The sequence below is a fragment of the Sandaracinus amylolyticus genome (genome assembly GCF_021631985.1).
Taxonomy (GTDB): domain Bacteria; phylum Myxococcota_A; class Polyangia; order Polyangiales; family Sandaracinaceae; genus Sandaracinus; species Sandaracinus amylolyticus_A.
Genome location: NZ_CP070225.1, coordinates 4,761,638 through 4,776,788 on the forward strand (window position 1 = coordinate 4,761,638; position 15,151 = coordinate 4,776,788).

Consider the following 15,151-nt stretch of genomic DNA (forward strand, 5'->3'; position numbering starts at 1 on the left):
CGATCACACGTCGATCTCGAGGATCTTCTTCGCGCTGAACACCGCGATGGCCCACAGCCCGGTCGAGATCGCGATGACGATCCAGCCGGTGATCGAGAGCAGCAGCGGCTCGAAGAAGTCGTGATCGACTGCTTGGATCGCCGCGAGCAGACCGAAGGGCATCAGCGCGAGCACCCACGCCTGCGAGCGCCCCTCGGCGGTCTTGGTGCGGATGACTCCATCGAGGCGCGCCATCTCCCGCAGCTGCGCCGCCGAGGTCTCGAGGATCTCGGGGAGGCTGCCGCCGGTGGTGCGGCCGACGACGAGCGTCGAGAGCACCGCGCCGATCGCGCGGCTCCCGATGCGCGCGCCGGTGTTGCGGAGCGCGTCGTCGAGGGGCACGCCGAGCGAGCGCTCCTTGAGGAGGAAGTCGAACTCGTCCGCGAGCGGCGCGCCGACGATCTTCGACGAGTAGTCGATCGCCTCGCCGAGCGCGGGCGTCGCGCGCAGCGTGTTCGCGAGGCCCATCATCCAGCCGTCGAGCTGGTCCTCCATCGACGCGACGCGCTTGTCGCGCGCGCGCCGCAGCATCGCGAGCGGCGCACCGAACACCAGCGGCACCAGGAACACCGGCACCGGATTGCGCAGGATCAACGCGAGGATCAGCAGCGCGACCGAGATCGCGAGCTGGATCTGCGCGAACCGCGGCGCGGCGATCTCGAGCCGGAGGAACGAGACGTCGCGATCGAGCAGCACGACGTAGCGCGCCCAGCCGCGCCGCGTACGGCTGTCGTCGCGCCCGAGCTGGCTCCAGGCCGCGCCGAGCAGCCCGACGCCGGTCAGCGCGAGCGCGGCAATCGCCGTCCATCCCATGCTCAGCACCGAGTCCACGATTCGACTCCTTTCGCGCTCCGATGCGCGTCAGTCGGCGCGCACGTCGGCGGGCGCCGTGACGGCCGCGAGCGGGTCCGCACCGACCGGCGACTGCAGCCGTCGCAGCTGCTCGGGGTCGCGCAGGTCACCGTCGGTGGTGGTGTCGAGCGAGTCGACGATCGCGATGTCGGTCGGGTTGCGCAGCGTGAGGCCGATCGAGCCCGACGAGTCGGCGTGCAGCAGGAGCTGGCCCTGCTCGGCGGTCGCCGCGAGCGTCACGTGCTGGCTGCTCCCACCGCCGCACTCGTGATCGCTCCCGCGGCCCACGTCGCCGCGCACCGCCATCACGAGCACGTTCTGGAGGAGCGGAGTCGTCACCGGGCCCTCGCCGTCGCGCGTCGCGTGGTGGAACACGTCGACGCGATCACCCGCGCGCAAGAGGCCATCGAAGCCCGATGCGCCGTCGACGTTGACCGTCACGGCGCGCACGCCGCTGCGCACGAGGCGCGAGAGCTCACGCGCGCCCTCCTCGCCGGTCTCGACGTCGCTCCACACCAGCGACTCGTTGGTCTCGACGCGCGAGCGCACGCGCAGCCCGAGGATGATGTGCACGTCCGCGGGCCTCACGTGGCGCCGCTCGACGTACGACTCCGGCATCGAGCGCACGCCGAGCGCGTCCTCGGTGAGCACGGTGCCGGGCGCGAGATCGCGCGTGACGATCACGACCTGCACCGGCACGCCGCCGCTGGTGCGCGCCTGGTACTGCTGCATCGACACGAACATCGCGCCCACGCCGAGGAGCGCCACGATCATCGATGCCACGAATGCTCCGATCTTCATCGCTCACTCCTGCGGTCAAAACGTGCTGACAGATGCTTCGAGCATCTCGACCGTCGGACCCGCCTCGGGGTCGTCCACCATCACCACGGTCACCATCCGTCCGTCGCGCTCCGCGACGAGCCCGAGCGCGCCGTCCGACTCGTACGCTCGTCCTTCGAGCGCCTCCGGCTCGAGCAGTCGGAATCCCTCGCTCGAGAGCGAGTCGCGATAGAAGCGCTCGAGCCCGTCGACTCCCATGCTCGCGCCGGTGAAGACGGTGAGCGCATAGGGCTCGTCGCCCGCGCGCGCCGAGAGCACGCGCCGCGATCCCGGCGGACGCGACACCCCGTCGACGTCACGGCCCGGCGCGTCCCCTTCGCTCGGGAACATCGTGGAGATCGGGAAGCTCCCCTCCGTCCAGTACGCGACGAAGTGCGTGCCGTGCTCCGCGCGCTCCGCGAACACGTATCGGAGCTCGCCGATCGCTGCGAGATCGCCGGTGTCGACGAAGCGCTGCACCCGCTCGAGCAGCGCCGAGGGCTCGACGTCCTCGGGACCGAGGTCGAGGCACGCGACGTAGCCGCGATCGTCGTCGTCCTCGCGCAGCGTGCCGTCGAGCCAGCCGCCCGCTGCGACCTCGGTCTCGCCCGCGCGCTCGAGCTGCGCGTGGAGATGTCCGTCCGACGCGCGACAGCGCGCCTCGAACACGTCGAGCACCGCATCGAGCTCGCGATCGTCCATGCCCGACGACACGAGGATCTCGGCGCCGTTGATCGAGAGCGCGGTCGGCGCGCTCTGCTGTCGCGCCTCCGCGAGGTGCATCGTCTCGGCGCCGAAGCCGAGCATCACCTCGTCGAGATCGGCGCGCGCCGCGCGCACCGCGACCAACGTCGCCGCGATCCACACCAGCGAGAGGAACCCCGCGGCGCGACCGAAGCCCTTGGCGCGCTCGCGCCACATCGCGCGCGCTCGTCCCGCGCGCTTGCTTCCGACGTTCAACATCCGAGCGCGCCTCCCACGCCGATGTCGTTGGCCTTGTTGCAGAACGCCTCGCGGATCAGCCCGCCGAGCGTCTGCTCGCGCTCGTTGCAGACCACGGTGTAGCCACAGCGCGCGTCGCGGCTGCCCCCACCGACCCAGTCGGGCATCGGCACCGACTCCGATCCTCGAGCGGTCGTCGAGCTCCCGAGGATCGCCTCGTAGATGCGGCGGCTCGCCGAGAGCGGCATGTCGCGATCCATCTGCGCGACACCCTCGCGCGCATCGGCGATTCCACTGTTCACCTCGGGACGCGACGTGCGCGACTCCGCCCCTCCGCCCGCGCCGCCGACGACTCCCTCGCACCCCGCCGGCACCTGATCGCAGCCGCCGTTCGCATAGGCCCACGCACAGCGGCGCGCCTCCGCGGCCGCGTCCATGCGCGCCATGTAGAAGTGATGGAAGAAGCCGATGCCCGCGAAGAGCGAGATGAACACCGGCATCATCAGCACGACCTCGGCATAGGCCGCACCGCGCGTGTCGCGGAGCAGCGAGCGAGCCCTTCGAGTCGATGTCGTCATCGGTGTTCTCCCACGTCGGAATCGAGCCGTGCCGGCGAGGTGCAAGCGGGGCTGGGGCCCCGCGCGCAGCGTTTGGGGTCGAGCGCAAGCTCAGTGCACGATCGCGTCGCTCATCGCGCCGACGAATCCCGACGTCTCGGCGCAGCTCCCGCTGCCGCCGCTTCCCGCCATCTCGCGGCACGACGAGCCGCCGCTGTCGCCGAAGGGCGGGACGAATCGGCGCATGCGCGCGCGCCAGCGCATGTTCCACATCCACTCTTCGCGATCGCGGAGATCGGTGGAGGGATAGAAGAACTCGGCCTGTGCCACCGAGTACTCGCCGAAGTTGCGCAAGAGCGCGAGCGTCCCGCCCGGCCCCGTGACGTCGCGGCCCCAGTTCGCGAGCTCGACGCCGCGCTCCATGTGCGCGCCGGGCTCGCGGCCGGTCACGATCATGCGCACCTGGAACGAGTCCTCTCCGAGCTCGATCGGGGTCCCGTCGGACTCCCGCGCTCGCATGCGCTGAGGGCGCATGTCGCTCGTGTTCGAGGGAACACCACTGCCACCCTCGACCTGCAGCGTCTGATTGCGCTCTTCGTGACAGGCGAAGAGGCGGCGGATGATCCGGTATCGATAGGACACCGCGCGATCACGACCGATCGGCAGCTGCGATCCCGGGAGCAGATAGTCGGGGTGCATGGTCGGCGGATTGCGACCGCAGAGGTCCGTGAAGTCCTCGGTGCTCCAGGTCCACGACCAGTTCTCCGCGCCGGGGAAGCCGACCGCGCCGAGGCAGGGATTGCGCTCCGAGGTGCGTCGCACCGCGCGGTTCAGGCGATCCTGCTGGGTCTCGTCGGATGCGTCGGAGAGCGAGTCGCCGGTGTGGCGATCTCGGTACTGCACCGGGTCGGTGTTCGGGATCGCCTCGCGCCAGTACCAGCGCGTCATCTCCGCGTCCTGATAGACGTAGTCGAATTTGCGCGGCCCCGATCCCGGCTGGCACTGGGTGCGCGCCGCCACTGCGCGCTGGGTGCACATCGGCTCTTCGCTGCCGTCGGCGCGAGTCGGGCAGTCGTACGGATTGGCATCCTCCGCCGGCTGCGACGACTGCTGTTCCTGCTCGGAGCGCTCGCAGATCGCCTCGCAGTCGTCGCCCTGGCAGTCGCGGCACTCGCGCGCCGCGGGGGTGTCGACCTCGGGGATCGCGAACTCGATCGGATACGAGTAGCTCGGAGGCCCGCCCGAGCCGCTGCAGAACCACTCGGAGAACGTCGCCGCGAGCGAGCCCGTCGCGCTGCGAACCCAGCTCGCGATGCGGCTGTGGATGCGGCGGAACGGGAGCGCGACGACCTCGCCGACTGCCTCGCCGCCCTTGCGGCACAGCAGGCGGAAGTCACCGTCTTCCGTCGGCAGCGAGCGCCCAATTCCGATCGGCCAGGTGAACGCGAACGTCGGAGACGGCGCGTACACGTCGTCCATCGCCACGTCGTAGGCGCGCACCGTCGCCGCGGGCGGGATCGCGACGCGCACGATGCGCGCAGTCCGATTGCCGATCCGGAGCAGCGGGAACACGACGCGCTGGGTCGCGCGGTGGACGTTGCTGACCGCGGTGCGCGCGACGTTGAGCGGAGGAATCGCGGCCAGCGTCGCGCCGAAGGTCACGAACGCGAGCGCTGCGCACACCGCGATCGCTCCGATGATCAGCGTCTCGATCAGCTTCAGCGCGATCAGCACCGCGAGGAGCGCGGCCATGATCATGTTGATCAGCACGAGGATGTTCATCCCTCGCGCGTGGACGACTGCGGCGGAGAACGCGCCCGCGTCGGCCGCGTCCTGCATCGTCTCGCGATAGACGATCGTCTCGCCGATGCCGATGAGGTAGTAGAGGAACCCCGACAGCATCACGGCGAAGAAGAGGCCGATCACGATCATCGCGCCTCGCTCGTCGTGCCGGATCGAGCGGCTCATCGACGCACCTCGCTCTGGTACGGATAGGGCGCCGAGTGCAGCGGGAGCGTCGCTTCGGCGGTGAGGAGTCGGAAGCGCGTGCCGGTCGCGATCGTCGTCCAGAGGAAGCCCGCGAGCTCGGCCTCGTCGAGGTCGCGGAGGGGATCGCGCGAGTCCCGCAGTCGGTCGCGCTGATCGCGCACCCGACGCTGTGCCGCCATGATCGCGCGGATGTCGTCGGGGCCCGCGACGCCGCCGCGGAGTCGATCGATCAGATCACGTGTCGTCGTGATCGGGAATCCGGTCTGCAGCTCGATCCAGTTGTCGCAGAGGAGCCGCGACGCCAGCGGGACGAGGCACGGATATGCGTGGGTCACGCGGACCGTCACGTCGTCGCCCTCGGCGTAGCGCGTGGCGCGACCACGCTGCCCCACCACCACGCCGCTCGCGCCGAGCACGTAGAGCATCCCGAAGCCGGCGCGCGAGAGCTCTCCCGTGCCGACCGCGCGCTGGATCGACTGGCGCTGGCTGGTCGAGAAGATTTGATTCCGCGCCGGCGAGATCGCGAGCAGCGGGACGTACGCCGCGAGCCGGATGTCGCGGGTGCGCGCATCACCGCGCCGCGAGATCCCGGTCGCGCCGAGCATCTGGAACAGCGCGTTCGAGCCGCCGGTGCCCCGCGCTCGAGGATCGAGCTCACGTCGTGGCTGCTCGCCGTAGCGCGCCGGATCGTCGTCGACGACGACCACTGCCGAGCGCACCGCCGCGTTCGCCGCGTGCCGCACCGCGAGGTGTGCCTGACCGAGCAGCGCGAGCTGCGTCAGGCCGAGCACCAGCGCGAAGAACGGCATGAACGCGATGAGGAACTCGGTGTACGCGACACCGCGCGTATCCCGGGCGAGGCGCATCGGCTCATCCTCCGAAGAAGGGCGAGAACGCGAGCGTCCTCGAGAGGACGCAGAAGATCGTCGCCGCGAGCGCGGGCACACCGAGCCGGACCGCATCGGTCATCTCGGGATCGAGCTCGCGAGTCTCGGGCAGGGGCGCACGACGCACGTTCGCGACTGCCACTCTCGCAGTCCGGCCCAGCGTGGCAGTCAGCCGCCCGCGGAATGCCATCTTCGTCATCACCCACACGGCTGCGACGACGAAGGTGGCCAGTTGGATCTCCATCCCGGCGCGCACCCCCGCGAGCGCGCCGATCGCGGCGAGGAGCTTCACGTCGCCGCCGCCCATCGCGTCCCGCCGGAACAGCAGATACGGCACGATCGCGCAGGCACAGACCGCCGCGACGGAGACGACGAGCCCGGGCACTCCCTCGGTGACGAGGTGCAACACCACGCCCAGCGCGAGCGCCGGGAGCGTGATCCAATTCGGAATGTGCCCCGTGCGTGCGTCGGTGATCGCGGCGAGCGCGACCACCACGATCAGCACGGCATACCCGAGCTCGACCGTCTCCATCGCAGCGCCCACGTCAGCCCCCGCCGCCCTCGCGGCGACCGCCGTTGGCCACATCCGTCATCGTGTTGCCCTGGCCGGTGATCGCACCGTCGATCGCCGCACCGAACGTCGACCACGCCACGATGCCGGCGATGACGATCAGGCCGATCATCAGGATGTACTCGGTGAAGCTCGCGCCGACGGTGTTGCGCAGCAGCGAGCGCTTGCGCGCGCGCGTCGTCTCGAGGTGGGTCGACTGTTCCACTGTTCTCTCCTTGGTTCTCGATGTCTCGATGTCTCGACTCACGTGCTCTCCGCCCTGCCGACGACTCCCGCGCTCACGGGAACGGAAGGACGAGGAACGTCTGTGCGAACTGGAAGGACTGGACGAGCGGCACGCCGATCGCGGCCGCCGCGGCGGCCACGACGAGCCCCACCGTCGCAGTGATGACGATGTACTCGGCCATCACGGCGCCTCTCGTGTCCCTCACGAGCGCGCGCCGTCCCCCCACGCTTGCCATGCGGGACCCTCATCGCAGCACGCGTGCCACTCGGATCGCACCGATCCATGAGCAATTCGCTCGGGATTTCCGCGAGAGCGTCCGTGCGGCGCGCGGGCACGCGCGCGTGCCGCCCACATGTCGCGGGCCACGCTTGGCGCTCGCGCCAACGCGTGACACCCTCGCCGCCCCATATGGCGACCGACCTCCAGCCGATCGGCCTCTGGTCCTCTCAGGGCGCGAGCGCGCCCGCGTATTCAGCGAGCGACATCGAGGCCGCGTGCCATCGCGTGCGCGAGCCCGTGCACGTCGTGCGCGACGCGAAGAGCGGAAAGCTCGGCGTCGCGTTCGCGGGCGAGCCGCGCGCGGGCAAGACGGTGAACGGCGCGCCGAGCGAGCTGTGGATGGCGACGCTCCCCGCGCTCTATCCGGAGTGGCTCGGCGATCGCTCGTTCCAAGAGGCGCACGGAGTCCGTTTTCCGTACTGCACCGGCGCGATGGCGAACGGCATCGCGACCACGCGCCTCGTCATCGCGATGGCGCGCGCGCGCATGCTCGGGTTCTTCGGCGCAGCGGGGCTCGCGAAGCCCCGCGTCGAGGCGGCGGTCGACGAGCTGGTGCGCGAGCTCGGCGGCTCGCCCGAGCTCGCGTGGGGCGTGAACCTCATCCACTCGCCGCAGGAGCCCGAGCTCGAGGCCGCGGTCGCCGACCTCCTGATCCAGCGCGGCGTGCGCCGGGTCGAGGCGTCGGCGTTCATGGCGCTCACGCCCGCGATCGTGCGCTACGCGGTCGTCGGCCTGCGCGAGCGGCCCGACGGGACGATCGAGCGACGGCACCACGTGTTCGCGAAGATCTCGCGCCCCGAGGTCGCGCGTCCGTTCCTGATGCCGGCACCGCAGGCGATGCTCGACGCGCTCCTCTCGAAGGGGCTCATCACCGCCGACGAAGCGCGCCTCGCGCGCCGGGTGCCGATCGCCGAGGACATCACGGTCGAGTCGGACAGCGGCGGCCACACCGACAATCGCCCGCTCGGCGCGGTGTTCCCGATCATCATGGCGCTGCGCGACGAGATCGCGCGCGAGCAGGGCTACACGCGCCCGATCCGCGTCGGCGCGGCGGGTGGCCTCGGCACGCCTTCGAGCGTCGCGTCGGCGTTCGCGCTCGGCGCGTCGTACGTGCTCACCGGCTCGGTGAACCAGGCGGCGATCGAGAGCGGCCTCAGCGAAGCGGGCCGCGTGATGCTCGCGCAGGCGGGGCTCGCGGACGTGATCATGGCGCCCGCCGCCGACATGTTCGAGATGGGCGTGAAGGTCCAGGTGCTGCGTCGCGGCACGATGTTCGGCACGCGCGGCCTGCGCCTCTACGAGGTCTACCACTCGCACGACTCGCTCGAGTCGCTCTCGCCCGCGGCGCGCGCGAAGCTCGAGAAGGAAGTGCTCGGCACGAGCGTCGACGAGGTGTGGGCCGCGACCCAGTCGTTCTGGCGCGAGCGTGATCCGCGCGAGCTCGAGAAGGCCACCGCGAATCCGAAGCACAAGATGGCGCTGTGCTTCCGCTGGTACCTCGGGCTCTCGAGCCGCTGGGCGATCACGGGCGAGCCCTCGCGGCGCCTCGACTACCAGATCTGGTGCGGCCCCGCGATGGGCGCGTTCAACGACTGGGTGAAGGGCTCGTTCCTCGAGAAGCCCGAGGCGCGCACCGCGGTGCAGATCGCGCGCAACCTGCTCGAGGGCGCGGCGGTCGTGACGCGCGCGCAGCAGCTGCGCACCTACGGCGTGCCGGTGCCGGCGGCATCGTTCCGCTTCGCGCCGCGCCCGCTCGAGTGATCGCTCAGCGACCTTCGCCCCGCTTCGCGCGCTCGGCGGCGCGAGGGCGGAGGTCGTCTCCGCGCTGCCACGCGACCTCGAGCGTCATCGCGACGATCTCGAGGCGTCCTTCGCGATCGCGCAGCAGGTGATCGTAGCGGCCGCCGATCTCCCAGATCGACGGCTGCGCGCCGCCGCCGATGCGGTGCCACGCCATCACCTGCGAGCGCACGTGCCAGAGCTCGCCCCGTCGCGTCACGAGCGGCCACGCGATCATGTGCTCGGTCGCGTCGAAGCCCGGGAGCATCGCGCTCCACGCGCCGATCAGATCCTCGCGCGCGAGCTCGACCGGATCGCCGCCGTCGAGCGACGTGTAGTCGATGCGCGCGCGCTCCGCGAAGAGCGGCCGCACCGCGTCCCAGTCGAGCTGGTCGACACCGTGCGCGAGCCGTTGCAGCAGCTCCGCGACCCGCAGCGTGATCTCCATCAACGCGCTCCTCCGCTCACCAGCGTCTCACGGAAGAACGCGGCTGCATCCGACGCGGCAGCGCGCACCGTGGCCTCGTCGTCGTAGAACGCGAACTGGTCGCCGTCACGCCAGATCACGCGCGGCGTGGGCTCCCGCATCGTCGCGATCATCCGCTCGAGGCCGCCGGGCGTGGCCGCCGCGTGCGAGTGCACGTGAAGCGAAGGCACGTGGACGCGCGCGCCGAGCGGGATGGGATCGAACGAGAGCCAGTCGCGCCACGAGCGAGTCGTCATCTCGTTGGGCCACTCGGGGATCGCGGCGCGCGAAGGGCTCAGGTAGTAGTCGAACGGGCCGAACATCGCGGCGCGGGGATCGGTCGCGCTCGCGGCGGGGATGGTCTCGTCGGCGCCTGCGCGTTCCGCCGCGGCGAGCCGCGCGGCGACGCCCTCCTCGCCGCCGTAGAACGCGCGCACGATCGCTGCGTCGTGGAGCCACGCGGCGATCGTGACGAGCGACGCGACCGGCAGGTCGTGCTCCGCGATGGCCTTCACGAGGTATCCCGCGCTCGCGCACACACCGAGCGCGCCGACGCCCGAGACCTCGGGCCGCGCCGCGAGGAAGCGCGCCGCCGCCACGAAGTCCTGCGCCTTCTTCTCCGGCGACTCGTGCTGCCGCGGCGTGCCGTCGCTCTCGCCGAACCCGCGGAAGTCGAAGGTCAGCGCGATGATTCCTTCGCTCGCGAGACGGTCCGCGTACCGCGCGGCCATCTGCTCCTTCACCGTGAGCCACGAGCCGCCGATCACCACACCGGGCAGCGGGCTCACCGCGCTCGCGCCGTGCGGCAGATGGAGCCGACCCACGAGCTTGCACCCTTCGCTCTCGAGCACTACGCGTTCGATCATGTCGTTCGCTCCTCGTCGCCTTGCGAATATCGAGGTCGCGCGATCGAGGGCTAGAACGTTCTTGTCGACCGCGAGGGCCGATTGAGCGCGACGCGCGCGCTCGAGGGCTGCCGCGTGGTGCACGCGAGCGGCATCGAGATCGTCGAGGCGCCACGCGCGCTGCGCGCGTTCCCGGAGCGCGTGAGCACGAGCCTCGGCGTGTGCCTGAAGCGCGGCCCGGCGCACCGCGTGATCAGCGACGGAGCGCGGCGCGACTATCCCGAGGACGCGATCTGCGTGCGCGCGCCGGGATGCGTGTGGGCGTCCGACCCGTCCGACGTCGCGTTCGTGTCGATCGACGTCGATCCCGCGCTGCTCGACGACGCGATCGAGTACGCGCCGATGACGTTCCACGACACGCTGCCCGAGCTCCACGACGCGATCACGCGTGTCTCCGCGTGCCCGTTCGACACCGCGCTGCGCGAGGAGTCGATCGCGCTCTTGCTCGAAGGGCTCCGCGCGCGCAGCGCGCTGCGCTTCGGACGCGCACGCCGCACGCGAGACGACGCCGTGGCGCGGGCGCTCGCGCACCTCGATGCGACGCTCGATCGCAACGTCGCCCTCGACGAGCTCGCGCACCTCGCGCGGAGCGACAAGTTCGTGCTGGTGCGGCGGTTCCGACGCGAGATCGGCACCACGCCGCACGCGTACCACCTTCGGGTGCGGATCGAACGAGCACGCGCGGCGCTCGCATCGGGGACCGGCGCGCTCGAGGTCGCGATGTCGCTCGGGTTCGCGGATCAGAGCCACTTCGGACGACACTTCCGGCGCATCGTAGGCGTCACGCCCGCCGCCTACGCGAGAGGAACGACGCGATGACCTGGAGCACACGAGCGACCGACGAAGGCACGAGCACCATGATTGCGAACGTGCTCGACGCGAACGGACGCGCCCTCTCGCGCGCCGAGGTGCTCGCACTCCTGCGCGACAGCGCGCCGTTCCGCGCGTTCTTCGCGCGCACGCTCGCCGAGTCGCGCTGGACGGCGTTCTTCTGGGAGACGCCGCCGCTCACCGCGAGCACGCTCGACACGACCTACGAGCACGCGCTGATCGACGCGCCCGCGCTCGCGCGCATCACCGCGGACCCGAGCGACTTCGAGGAGCGTTTCGACGCGGAGCCCGCGGGCGACGTGCTGGTGTTCCCGAACCTCGGTCGCGACGCCACGCTGATCGTGCCCGCGCCGCGCGCGGCGGACGCGAGCTACGCGCACCTCGCGGCGTTCGTGCGCGGTGCGCCGCCCGCGCAGGTCGACATGCTCTTCGCGAAGCTGGCGCGCGCGATCCTCGCGCGGATCGGTGACGCGCCGCTCTGGGTGAGCACCGCCGGGCTCGGCGTGTCGTGGCTGCATCTGCGCCTCGACGCGCGACCGAAGTACTATCGCCACGACGCGTATCGCCGTGCCCGCTCGTGACGCCGCGCACGTCGGCTGGTCGCGCTCGCGGCCCGATCACGCGCGCGGGCGCAGCAGCGCGAACGACACGCCAGCCCAGATGACCAGCGCGAGCACCGGGACGAGCAGCGCGACGGAGTCGAGCGTGCGCTTGGTCTCGATGCTCGCGTGCTCGGCCACGAAGAGCGCGATCGCGCCCACGATCGTCGCGAGCAGCGGGCCCACGAACGCACCGAGCACGTGACGCCTCGCCGCACCCTTCCCGCGCCGCGCGAGCAGCACGAAGAGCGGCTGGAGCGCGAGCCCGAGGCCGCACACGCCGGTCGTGATCAGCGCGGCGAGGGCCCACACCAGGCCGTGGAACGGGATGTCGGACACGACTCGCAACATGCGCGCAGGCGGACGTCCACCGCAACTCCGGCGCTGGACGTCGCAGCTCGGGCGCTCCAGACATCGCGCGATGAGCGACTCACCGCTTCCGCCCTGCGGTCTCTACGTCACGCGCGCGCCGATCGGCTCGGTCCCCGCGGGACGTCTCGTGTACTTCCACGATCACGGCGACCCCGGGCCGGGCGTGTACCTGCCGACGCGGTGGGTCGCGAACAAGGCGCGCTTCGACGCGCCGGGCACGCTGCTGCCGAGCCGCGAGCACGCGGTGCACCTCGAGCCGCTGCCGCACGAGGGGTTCTATCGCGTCGCCGATCCGTTCTTCTGCTGCGAGAAGCGCTGTCGTCGATTCGAGAGCGATCTGCTGGTGCAGCTCGGATACGACGGCGCGGGGACGCCGATCCTCTTCGTGCCCGAGATGGCCGACGGCGCGATCGGCGTGCCGGATCGCGGAACGAAGATCGACCGCGATCGCATCGCGCACCTCGCGCCGCTGCGCGTCCAGGTCGCGAGCCCCCCGCGCGACCGCACGTTCCACTGAGCGCTCACGGCGCTCGGCCCCGACGCAGCGCGCACGCTCCACTCACACACGCGTCCTCGACGCGTCGTCCGCGCACCCTCGCGATCACCGTCTCGACCAGGCCGAGGGTCCAGCACATCGGGCACCCACGCAGCGCGATCAGCGCGATCACCACGAGCACGATCGCGCTCCACGTCTCGCGCATCGTCATCGCCGCGATCAGCGCACCGATCCCGATCGCGCCGCGCACCAGATGCGCGCCCACGCTGCGGCTCCCGAACGTCATCGCGCGTCCTCCAGCAGCGCGTCGCGCACCAGTGATCGCGCGCGGTGCAGTCGGCTCTTCATCGCGGCCTCGCTGATCCCCAGCGTCGCCGCGACCTCTTCGCCCGAGCATCCCTCGAGGTCGCGCAGGATCAGCACCTCGCGGTAGGTCGGCGCGAGCGCCGCGATCGCGCGATGCACGCGCTGGACGAGCTCGAAGCGCTGCATCGCGGCCTCGGGCGTGACCGTCTCGCTCTCCACGGCCTCGAGATCGTCGACGCGCTCGCCGAGCCTCGCCCGAGCGCGCGCGAACGGGCGCAACAAGCGCAGGCACGCGTTGCGCACCACCGACATCAGCCACGAGAGCGCGCTCGCATCGCGCTGCACGTCGGGCCGCAGCGCGAGCTTCGCGAACGCCTCCTGCACCGCGTCGTCCGCGTCGAAGCGATCACGGCACGCGCGCAGGCCGAAGCGATACACGCGATCGTGGTACGCGCGCACCAGCGCCTCCAGCGCGTCACCTTCGCCTGCGATCGCCGCGCGGAGCGTCTCGTCGTGGCTCATCGTACCGGGCACGTGCTCTTGCCCATCAGACGATAGCCGAGGCACGTCCCGACCAGCGCCGTGCCCGTGACGTAGAGCGCGATCACCACGAGCCCGACCCGCGCGACCAGCGGCATCGGCGCGATCACCGCGCACACGATCATTCCGAGCGCGCCCACCGCGCGCGCCGCACGATCCCATCCACCCACGTTTCGTCCCACGAGGCCCTCCTGACACCCGGAGAAGCCCGCTCGCGACGAAAAGGATTCACGGTCCCCACCCGTCCGCGATCGTGGCATCCTCCGCGCCTTTCGGAAGATGCGGATCGCCCTCGTCGCCCAAGGCTCGCGCGGAGACGTGCAGCCCTTCGTCGCCCTCGCCCGCGCGCTCGCGATGCGCGGCGCCGACGTCGAGCTCGCGGCGCCCGAGAACTTCGCGCCCTTCGTGATGAGCGCGGGCGTGCGCTTCGTCGCGCTGCCAGGCGACGTGCAGGCGCTGATGCAGTCGGAGCGCGGCCAGCGCGTGCTGGCGCGCGGGGATCGCATCACCTGGGCGCGCGAGATGTGGGCGTTCCTCGAGCCGCGCTGGGAGGGCATCGCCGATCGTGTCGCCGACGTCGCGGAGCGCGCCGACGCGATGGTCGTGCACGCGCTCTCGGTGCCCTTCGCGCTCGCCTCGATCGATGTCGCGCGCATGCCGCTCGCGATCGGGCTTATGATTCCGGCCGGCGCGCCGACGCGCGCGTATCCCTCGCCGATGATCGCATCGCGCTCGCTCGGCCCGCTCAACGCCGCGACGCACCTCGCCGCGGAGCGCGCGATGTGGGCACTGCATGCCGATCGTGTCGACGCGCGCCGCCGTCGCGTCGGACTGTCCGCGCTGCGTCGCGACGGATACGCCGAGGCGCGTCGCGCGCGGGTCCCGGTGCTGCACGCGTGGGACGACGCGCTGCTGCCGCATCCCTCCGACGTCCCGCCGAACGTGATGTCGACCGGCGAGTGGGCCCTCGACGTGTCGCTCGATCCGCCGATCGATCCCGAGCTCGACGCATGGATCGACGAGGGGGATGCGCCGGTCTACGTGGGGTTCGGCTCGCTGCCGATGGTCGATCCGCGCGCGACGCTCGCGATGATCGAGCGCGTGACCGCGCGGCTCGGTGTCCGCGCGCTGATCGCGGCGGGATGGACCGCGTCGTCGCTCGAGACCGACGCGCCGCACGTGCGCATCGCGGGCGAGCTCGATCACGCATACGTCCTGCCGCGCTGTCGCGCCGCGGTGCACCACGGCGGCGCGGGCACGGTCCACGCGACGCTGCGCGCCGGGCTGCCGAGCGTCATCGCGTCGGTCTACGCGGATCAACCGTTCTGGGGCCGCCGCATCGAGGCGATGGAGCTCGGCGCGACGTTTCCTCTGCAGCGTCTCGACGCACGAAGGCTCCAGCGCGCGCTCGCGATCGCACTGCGCCCCGACGTCCGCGCCCGCGCGCTCGCGGTCGCGACCCGGATGCGCGACGACGGCGCCGACGTCGCCGCGCGCTTCGTCATCGAGAAGCTCGCGCGCTTGACGCACTGATGGCGACGCGCGCTTGCGCTGACGCGCGAGCGCGCTGCAATCAGCCCTTCTCTTCCGGAGGGCTCGTGCGGCGAACCCTCCCGCCGACCGCTGCCTGTCGTGCGAGCGATACGCACTGACACGCTGCGTCAGCGAACCCTGTGCGAGATCGCGCCTGACCGTG

20 protein-coding genes are annotated in these 15,151 nt (G+C 71.4%); 5 read left to right on the top strand and 15 right to left on the bottom strand.

What is annotated here, in order from left to right; translation table 11 throughout:
* Nucleotides 1–3: 3 nt before the first annotated feature.
* From I5071_RS20135 to I5071_RS46645, 9 genes are all read right to left on the bottom strand, one after another.
* The gene (locus I5071_RS20135; RefSeq protein WP_236607111.1) at nucleotides 4–870 is read right to left on the bottom strand and encodes a type II secretion system F family protein; all 867 of its coding nucleotides are present in this window, start codon (nucleotides 868–870) and stop codon (nucleotides 4–6) included.
* A 30-nt stretch (nucleotides 871–900) separates the two neighbouring features.
* Complete coding sequence (gene cpaB / locus I5071_RS20140; protein ID WP_236607112.1) at nucleotides 901–1,692, bottom strand: Flp pilus assembly protein CpaB; 792 nt, start codon at nucleotides 1,690–1,692, stop codon at nucleotides 901–903.
* Between the two features lie 15 nt (nucleotides 1,693–1,707).
* Nucleotides 1,708–2,673 carry a hypothetical protein gene (locus I5071_RS20145; RefSeq protein ID WP_236607113.1) on the bottom strand — a complete coding sequence of 322 codons (966 nt, stop codon included), beginning with the start codon at nucleotides 2,671–2,673 and terminating at the stop codon, nucleotides 1,708–1,710.
* Complete coding sequence (locus I5071_RS20150; RefSeq protein ID WP_236607114.1) at nucleotides 2,667–3,230, bottom strand: TadE/TadG family type IV pilus assembly protein; 564 nt, start codon at nucleotides 3,228–3,230, stop codon at nucleotides 2,667–2,669. The genes I5071_RS20145 and I5071_RS20150 overlap by 7 nt, the downstream gene beginning before the upstream one ends.
* A gap of 90 nt (nucleotides 3,231–3,320) precedes the next feature.
* On the bottom strand, nucleotides 3,321–5,177 hold the full coding sequence (locus I5071_RS20155; RefSeq protein WP_236607115.1) for a hypothetical protein: 1,857 nt from the start codon (nucleotides 5,175–5,177) through the stop codon (nucleotides 3,321–3,323).
* Nucleotides 5,174–6,064, bottom strand: a complete 891-nt coding sequence (locus I5071_RS20160; protein ID WP_236607116.1) for a hypothetical protein — start codon at nucleotides 6,062–6,064, stop codon at nucleotides 5,174–5,176. Before I5071_RS20160 ends, I5071_RS20155 begins: the two co-directional genes overlap by 4 nt.
* Nucleotides 6,065–6,068: 4 nt before the next feature.
* The gene (locus I5071_RS20165) at nucleotides 6,069–6,617 is read right to left on the bottom strand and encodes an A24 family peptidase (RefSeq protein ID WP_236607117.1); all 549 of its coding nucleotides are present in this window, start codon (nucleotides 6,615–6,617) and stop codon (nucleotides 6,069–6,071) included.
* 13 nt (nucleotides 6,618–6,630) lie between these two features.
* On the bottom strand, nucleotides 6,631–6,903 hold the full coding sequence (locus I5071_RS20170; protein WP_236607118.1) for a Flp family type IVb pilin: 273 nt from the start codon (nucleotides 6,901–6,903) through the stop codon (nucleotides 6,631–6,633).
* 31 nt (nucleotides 6,904–6,934) lie between these two features.
* Nucleotides 6,935–7,063 (bottom strand): hypothetical protein, encoded by a 129-nt coding sequence (locus I5071_RS46645; protein WP_268921242.1) that lies wholly within the window; start codon nucleotides 7,061–7,063, stop codon nucleotides 6,935–6,937.
* Nucleotides 7,064–7,290: 227 nt separating this feature from the next.
* Between I5071_RS46645 and I5071_RS20175 the strand changes: the two genes are divergently transcribed.
* A complete protein-coding gene (locus I5071_RS20175) occupies nucleotides 7,291–8,922 on the top strand; it encodes a PfaD family polyunsaturated fatty acid/polyketide biosynthesis protein (RefSeq protein ID WP_236607119.1) in 1,632 nt (543 codons plus the stop codon).
* A 4-nt stretch (nucleotides 8,923–8,926) separates the two neighbouring features.
* Here the strand turns inward: I5071_RS20175 and I5071_RS20180 are convergent, their stop codons facing one another.
* Both I5071_RS20180 and I5071_RS20185 read right to left on the bottom strand, forming a co-directional pair.
* On the bottom strand, nucleotides 8,927–9,388 hold the full coding sequence (locus I5071_RS20180) for a nuclear transport factor 2 family protein (protein WP_236607120.1): 462 nt from the start codon (nucleotides 9,386–9,388) through the stop codon (nucleotides 8,927–8,929).
* On the bottom strand, nucleotides 9,388–10,272 hold the full coding sequence (locus I5071_RS20185; protein WP_236607121.1) for an alpha/beta hydrolase: 885 nt from the start codon (nucleotides 10,270–10,272) through the stop codon (nucleotides 9,388–9,390). The genes I5071_RS20180 and I5071_RS20185 overlap by 1 nt, the downstream gene beginning before the upstream one ends.
* A gap of 81 nt (nucleotides 10,273–10,353) precedes the next feature.
* Here I5071_RS20185 and I5071_RS20190 point away from each other — a divergent pair, with 81 nt between their 5' ends.
* Together I5071_RS20190 and I5071_RS20195 are read left to right on the top strand one after the other, a co-directional pair.
* Nucleotides 10,354–11,130: a helix-turn-helix domain-containing protein gene (locus tag I5071_RS20190; RefSeq protein WP_236607122.1), complete on the top strand. Its 777-nt coding sequence runs from the start codon at nucleotides 10,354–10,356 to the stop codon at nucleotides 11,128–11,130.
* Nucleotides 11,127–11,723 (top strand): DUF6940 family protein, encoded by a 597-nt coding sequence (locus tag I5071_RS20195; RefSeq protein ID WP_236607123.1) that lies wholly within the window; start codon nucleotides 11,127–11,129, stop codon nucleotides 11,721–11,723. The genes I5071_RS20190 and I5071_RS20195 overlap by 4 nt, the downstream gene beginning before the upstream one ends.
* A gap of 36 nt (nucleotides 11,724–11,759) precedes the next feature.
* Here I5071_RS20195 and I5071_RS20200 read toward each other — a convergent pair whose 3' ends face one another.
* Nucleotides 11,760–12,080, bottom strand: a complete 321-nt coding sequence (locus I5071_RS20200) for a hypothetical protein (protein WP_236607124.1) — start codon at nucleotides 12,078–12,080, stop codon at nucleotides 11,760–11,762.
* A gap of 82 nt (nucleotides 12,081–12,162) precedes the next feature.
* On the opposite strand from I5071_RS20200, the gene I5071_RS20205 reads away from it, so the two are divergent.
* A complete protein-coding gene (locus I5071_RS20205; protein WP_236607125.1) occupies nucleotides 12,163–12,630 on the top strand; it encodes a hypothetical protein in 468 nt (155 codons plus the stop codon).
* Between the two features lie 4 nt (nucleotides 12,631–12,634).
* Here I5071_RS20205 and I5071_RS20210 read toward each other — a convergent pair whose 3' ends face one another.
* The 3 genes from I5071_RS20210 to I5071_RS20220 are packed head-to-tail and all read right to left on the bottom strand — an operon-like array spanning nucleotide 12,635 to nucleotide 13,637.
* Nucleotides 12,635–12,895 (bottom strand): hypothetical protein, encoded by a 261-nt coding sequence (locus tag I5071_RS20210; RefSeq protein ID WP_236607126.1) that lies wholly within the window; start codon nucleotides 12,893–12,895, stop codon nucleotides 12,635–12,637.
* Nucleotides 12,892–13,437, bottom strand: a complete 546-nt coding sequence (locus I5071_RS20215; protein WP_236607127.1) for an RNA polymerase sigma factor — start codon at nucleotides 13,435–13,437, stop codon at nucleotides 12,892–12,894. The genes I5071_RS20210 and I5071_RS20215 overlap by 4 nt, the downstream gene beginning before the upstream one ends.
* Entirely contained in the window at nucleotides 13,434–13,637 is a 204-nt protein-coding gene (locus I5071_RS20220; protein ID WP_236607128.1) for a YgaP family membrane protein, read from the bottom strand. Before I5071_RS20220 ends, I5071_RS20215 begins: the two co-directional genes overlap by 4 nt.
* 97 nt (nucleotides 13,638–13,734) lie before the next feature.
* Between I5071_RS20220 and I5071_RS20225 the strand changes: the two genes are divergently transcribed.
* Nucleotides 13,735–14,988 (top strand): glycosyltransferase, encoded by a 1,254-nt coding sequence (locus tag I5071_RS20225; protein ID WP_236607129.1) that lies wholly within the window; start codon nucleotides 13,735–13,737, stop codon nucleotides 14,986–14,988.
* The last annotated feature ends 163 nt before the right edge of the window (nucleotides 14,989–15,151 follow it).